We start from the raw sequence: 6,248 nt of genomic DNA on the forward strand, positions 1-6,248 counted from the left end.
GGGACCGGACCAGGCGCTGGCGACGGGCCGCGGGCGAGCCGGGCGGCCGGCGTGGCGAGAACCGGGGCATGGCGGGCGGAGGCCACGGAAGTTTCCGCGCGCCGGCGGTGTTGTCGCCATCAGCCCACGGTCCGGGCATGTCGTGTTCACGTCGTCGGCGTCCGCCGCCGTCGGTGATCCATCGGTGGTCTCTGGCGGCGTCCGCCAACGGTGCTCTCTGTCAGCGGCCTCTGTCGGTGGCCTCTGTCGGTGGCCTCTGTCGGTGGCCTCTGTCGGTGGATCGCCGATGATGGCATGGCGTCCCTGCGAGGATGGGGATGACAGGGTAGCCGGACGTACGGATGCCAGCGCTGTAACCGCGAGGAGAGATCGTGTCACTGCCGCCTCTGGTCGAGCCAGCGGCCGACCTGACCATCGACGAGGTCCGCCGCTACTCCCGACACCTGATCATTCCGGATGTCGCCATGGACGGCCAGAAGCGGCTGAAGAACGCGAAGGTGCTCGCCGTCGGCGCCGGCGGGCTCGGCTCGCCGACCCTGCTGTACCTGGCCGCCGCCGGGGTGGGCACGCTCGGCATCGTCGAGTTCGACACCGTGGACGAGTCCAACCTGCAGCGTCAGATCATCCACGGGCAGTCCGACGTGGGGCGGTCCAAGGCGCAGTCGGCCCGGGACGCCATCCGCGAGACCAACCCATACGTCAAGGTCGTCCTGCACGAGACCCGGCTGGACACCTCGAACGTCACGGAGATCTTCAGCCAGTACGACCTGATCGTGGACGGGACGGACAACTTCGCCACCCGCTACCTGGTCAACGACGCCAGCGTGCTGCTCGGCAAGCCGTACGTGTGGGGGTCGATCTACCGGTTCGACGGGCAGGCGAGCGTGTTCTGGGCCGAGCACGGCCCGTGCTACCGCTGCCTCTACCCGGAGCCGCCCCCGCCCGGCATGGTGCCCTCCTGCGCCGAGGGCGGCGTGCTCGGCGTGCTGTGCGCGTCGATCGGGTCGATCCAGGCCACCGAAGCGATCAAGCTCCTGACCGGGATCGGCGAGCCGCTGGTCGGGCGGCTGACGGTCTACGACGCCCTGGAGCTGAGCTACCGCACCATCAGGGTCCGCAAGGACCCGGAGTGCCGGCTGTGCGGCAAGAACCCGACCATCACCGAGCTGATCGACTACGACGCGTTCTGCGGGATTGTCTCGGACGAGGCCGAGCGGGCCGCCGCCGGCTCGACGATCCTGGCCACCGAGCTCAAGGAGTGGCTCGACCGGGGCGAGCCGATCGAACTGGTCGACGTGCGGGAACCGGCGGAGTGGGAGATCGTGCGCATCCCGGGGGCGCGCCTGATCCCCAAGGGCGAGCTGCCGGCGCACCTGTCCGAGCTGCCGCAGGACCGCCGGGTCGTCGTCTACTGCAAGAGCGGGGTGCGCTCGGCCGAGGCGCTGGCGACGCTGAAGGGGGCGGGCTTCTCCTCGGCGGTGCACGTCCAGGGCGGGGTGACCGCCTGGGCGAACCAGGTCGACAAGTCGCTGCCCGTCTACTGATCCGCCCGTCTGCTGAACCGCCCGTCTGCTGAACCGCCTCCGGGTGGTCGTGGCACGGGTTCACGACTACCCGGGCGCGGCATGAGCTGCGCGAGTTTGTCGTCGTGTACGTTTTTCGGCCCCGGATGCGTACCGGACGGCAAACTCGCGGCGGTCTTCTTTGCTGGCCGGTGCTCGTTGACGTAGGGTACCGGCGGGGTGGCTGTGCATGCGATCATGTGGATACGTATGGTTGTACGACTGTTGCTCCGGGTCGTGTCGGAGGAGGTCGGATGCCAGTGGATGCCCGCCGGGCCGGGCGGCGACATGAGCCGCCGCTGAGCGTGTCCGCGGGGCTGGCCACCCGGATCAGTGTCGGTGGCTGGCCGAGCCCGTACGCGATGACCGTCCTCGAGGCGGTCACCCGGATCCCTCGCGGCAAGGTGATGACCTACGGTGACGTCGCCGAGTACGTGGGCGCAGGCACCGGCCGGACGGTCGGCGCGGTGCTCAGCCGGCACGGGCATGACGACGACGTGCCCTGGCACCGGGTGATCCGCTCCACCGGCGAGCCGAACCCGACTGCCCCGGTCGAGGCGCTGCGGCGGCTCGTCGCCGACGGCACCGCGCTGCGTCCCGGCGGGGAGCGGGTGGACCTGGCCGTGGCCCGCTGGGACGGCCGACCAACCGGCTGACGGCACGCCCCCGCCGGCCGCGCACCCCTGCCGGCGGCGCGGCTGACGGCCTCTTGTCACCTGTCTCCTGCTGTCCGCTCCCCCTATTTTCCTTTCCATCTGCTCCATCTGCTCCATCTGCTCCATCTGCTCGTTTCCGCCTGCCCGGCCTCGTGCCTGCCCGGCCTCGTCGCCGGGACGGCGCAGGAGAAGCTCGTGGCGCGAAGCCATGGGCGACGACGCGGCGGGTGGCCGGCTGAGCGCCGCCCGCGCGGTCGGACGTCCGTCGGACACCTCCTGGCCGTACCGGCGGGTTCGTCCGGTCCCGGTGGCGGAACGGGCGTTCTGGTGCCGGCCTATCCGGGTTTGTCGGTGGGACGTGGTGTGCTCTACTCCGTGACAGTTCATCGGGACGCCGTCGGCACCACCGGGGCCGGCGCGGCTGGCGGCGCCGCCGAAACCGGCGGGGCCGGCGGCCCGGCCGCCTACCGGCTCGTACGGACCCCGACGCCGCAGGTGCCCCCGCCCGCCCTCGACGCCGACCAGCGCCGGGTGGTCGATCATGCCGGGGGACCGCTGCTCGTCCTCGCCGGGCCCGGCACCGGCAAGACGACCACGATCGTCGAGGCGGTGGCCCGGCGGGTGCGCGACGGGCTCGACCCGGCGGCGATCCTCGTGCTCACCTTCAGCCGGCGCGCCGCGCGGGAGCTGCGGGAGCGCATCACCTGGCGGCTGGGGGCCGCGGTCGGCGTCCCGCTTGCCTGGACGTTCCACGCCTGGTGCTACGCGCTGCTGCGGCTGTACCGGCCCGACCCGCTCGGCGTCCCGCCGCGGCTGCTGTCCGGCCCCGAGCAGGACGCCCAGCTGCGCGACCTGCTCGCCGGCACGCGGGAGATCGGCCGCCCCCGGTGGCCGGCGGCCCTGGCGGGCTGTCTGACCACCCGCGGGTTCGCCGAGGAGGTCCGCGCGATGCTCGCCCGCGCCCGGGAGGTCGGTCTCGACCCGGACGCGCTGGCCCGGCTGGCCCACGGCACCGGCCGGGCGGACTGGGCGGCGATGGCGACCTTCTACGCCGACTACCTCGACGCCCTCGACCACGTGGGGGCCATCGACTACCCCGAGCTGGTGCAGCGGGCGGCCCTTGTCGCCGAAAGCGACGATGTCGGGCCCGAGCTGCGTCGCCGCTACCAGGCCGTGTTCGTCGACGAGTACCAGGACACCGATCCGGCGCAGGAACGGCTGCTGCGCGCTGTCGCCGGCGGCGGCGCCGACCTCGTCGTCGTCGGCGACCCGGACCAGTCGATCTACGGCTTCCGGGGGGCGGAGGTCCGCGGCCTGCTGGAGTTCCCGGCTCGTTTCCCCCGTGCCGACGGGCGTGCGGCCGATGTCGTCACCCTGCGGCGCTGCCGGCGGCTGGGCCCGCTCGCGCTCGCGGTCAGCCGGGAGGCCGCCCGGCGCATCCCCGCCACCGGCCTGCCCGCCGAGCATCTGCGCGCCCACCGGGAGCTGGTCGCCGCCGGCCCGCCCGTCGCCGAACGGGTGGAGGCACGCACATACACGACCGCCGGCGCCCAGGCCGAGGGCATCGCGGACCTGCTGCGCCGGGAACATCTGGAGAACGGCACCCCGTGGGAGCGGATGGCGGTCCTGGTCCGCAGCGCGACCCGGTCGATGCTGCCGCTGCGCCGGATGCTCGTCGCCGGCGGGGTGCCGGTCGAGGTGGCCGGCGACGAGCTGCCACCGGCCCGCGACGGCACGGTCGCCCCGCTGCTGCTCGCCCTGCGCTGCGTCGACAGCCCGCCGGGCGAGCTGACCGCGCAGGCGGCCCACACCCTGCTGACCAGCCCGCTGGGCGGGGCCGACCCGGGCGCGCTGCGGGCGCTGGGCCGGGCGTTGCGCGCGGCTGAGCGGGTGGCGATCGCAGCCGGCGCCGCGGCCACCGCGCGCACGGGCGAGGCCGGCCCCCCGCCCGGCCGGCCGGCCGAGTCCGCGGTGCCGGCCGGCCGGGCGGGCGGGCCTGTGGTGCCGGCGTCGTCGGCGGAGCTGCTCAGGCAGGCGGTCGCGGATCCCGACCGGGCCCTGCTGATGGTGGAGGAGCGTCTCGCCCGCCCGGCCCGGCGGCTGGGTGAGCTGCTGCGTTCGGCGCGTGCGGTGCGGGCCGCCGGCGGCACGTCCGAGGACGTCCTGTGGGTGCTGTGGTCCGGCAGCGGCTGGCCGCGGCGGCTGGAACGCGCCTCGGCCGCCGGGGGAGCCGCCGGCCGGGCGGCCGACCGCGACCTCGACGCCGTGGTCGCGCTGTTCGCCGCCGTCGGCCGGGCCAGCGACCGGCACGGGCCGGGCACCGGCATCGGCCCGGTGCTCGACGAGCTGGAACAGCAGCAGATCGCCGGTGACGTGCTCACCGAGCGTCCGGCACGGCCGGACGTGGTCCGGCTGCTGACCGCCCACCGCAGCAAGGGCCTGGAATGGGATGTGGTGGTCGTCTGCGGTGTCCAGGACGGGGAGTGGCCGGATCTGCGGGCCCGCTGTTCGCTGCTGGAGGCCGAGCGGCTGGAACGCCCCGAGCTCGGCGGCGTGCGGGAGCCGGTGACCCGGGCCGAGCTGCTCGCCGACGAACGCCGGCTGTTCTACGTGGCGCTGACCCGGGCGCGTAGGCGTCTCGTCGTCACCGCGGTCGACTCCGCCGAGGACCAGGGGACGAGCCCGAGCCGGTTCTTCCAGGAGCTGACCGAGGCCGAGCGGCTCGGCGTCGTGGTGACGCGGGGCCGGTCCCGGCCGGCACGTCCGCTCACGCTGCCGTCGGCGGTCGCGGCGCTGCGCCGGGCCGCGGTCGACCCGGCGTCGACGCCGGCGATGCGGCAGGCGGCCGCGGCCCGGCTCGCGCGGCTTGCCGCCACTGTCGACGACGCCGGCCGGCCGCTCGTCCCCGCCGCTCGTCCCGGCCGCTGGTGGGGACTGGTCGAGGTGACCTCCGGCGAGGTGGCGGTGGTCGCGCCGGACGCCCCCATCCGGCTGTCGGGGTCGTCGTTGTCGGGGCTCGTGACGTGCCCGATGCGCTGGTTCCTCGAACATGAGGCGCATGCGCAGGGTGCCAGCAACGCCGAGATGGGTTTCGGCAAGGTCGTGCACGCGCTGGCCGACGAGGTGGCCACCGGGCGGACCGAGCCCGACCTGGGCGCCCTCGACATCCGGCTGGACCGGGTGTGGCGTCACCTCGGCTACGAGGCGCAGTGGCGCTCCGAGCAGCAGCGCGCGGCGGCGCGCCGGGCCCTGGCCCGGTTCCTGGTGTGGCACGCCGCGGCCCGCGGGCGGCGGCTGGTGGCTAGCGAGGTCCCGTTCGCCTGCGACCTGGCGGTGGGCGGGCGGACGGTCCGGCTGCGCGGCTTCGTCGACCGTATCGAGCTCGACGACGCCGGCCGGGTGCACGTCGTGGACTTCAAGACCAGCCGCACGGCGCCGTCCGGCCCGGACGTGGCCCGGCATCCGCAGCTGGGCACCTACCAGCTGGCCGTCCGCGGTGGGGCGGTGGCACCCGACGGCCTGGGGCCCGGCGTCGAGCCCGGCGGAGCGGAACTGGTACACCTGCGCCTGGACGCCGGCCCGGACCCGGCACCGGATGATCCAGCACCGGACGCCACAGCGCCGGACGCCACAGCACCGGAGGCCGCAGGGGCGGGCGTCACCGGTGCGGGCGTCGCGGAGGGGCGGCGGCCGGCCCGGGCACCGAAGGTGCAGCGGCAGCCGGCCCTGCCGCCGGACGGCCCCACCTGGATGGACGATCTTCTCGTGGACGCGGTCGAGATCGTCGCCGCGGAGCGGTTCCCGCCGCGTCCCGGCGCGGACTGCTCGATGTGCGCCTTCCGCCGCTGCTGCCCGGCCCAGGACGACGGACGGCAGGTGATCGCATGAACGCGACAGGTGATCATCCGACCGTGGGCGTGGTGTCCCGGCCGGCCGGCGGCGCACCCCGCCCCGGCGAGGGGCCACCTCCCGGTGGCGGCCTGCGCGCCGGAGGTTCTCCGCGTCTCGAAGATGGCCCCCACGCCGGGGG

General features: G+C 74.9%; 3 protein-coding genes. All 3 read left to right on the forward strand.

Annotated features, from left to right (window positions below; translation table 11 throughout):
* The first annotated feature begins 371 nt into the window (after positions 1-371).
* Positions 372-1,544 carry an adenylyltransferase/sulfurtransferase MoeZ gene (gene moeZ / locus AC5LUJ_RS18995; protein ID WP_250287297.1) on the forward strand — a complete coding sequence of 391 codons (1,173 nt, stop codon included), beginning with the start codon at positions 372-374 and terminating at the stop codon, positions 1,542-1,544.
* A gap of 272 nt (positions 1,545-1,816) precedes the next feature.
* Complete coding sequence (locus tag AC5LUJ_RS19000; protein WP_250290073.1) at positions 1,817-2,218, forward strand: MGMT family protein; 402 nt, start codon at positions 1,817-1,819, stop codon at positions 2,216-2,218.
* A gap of 375 nt (positions 2,219-2,593) precedes the next feature.
* A complete protein-coding gene (locus tag AC5LUJ_RS19005; RefSeq protein ID WP_493465402.1) occupies positions 2,594-6,106 on the forward strand; it encodes an ATP-dependent helicase in 3,513 nt (1,170 codons plus the stop codon).
* Positions 6,107-6,248: the final 142 nt, after the last annotated feature.

Source organism: Protofrankia sp. CiP1_Cm_nod3 (assembly GCF_982290655.1).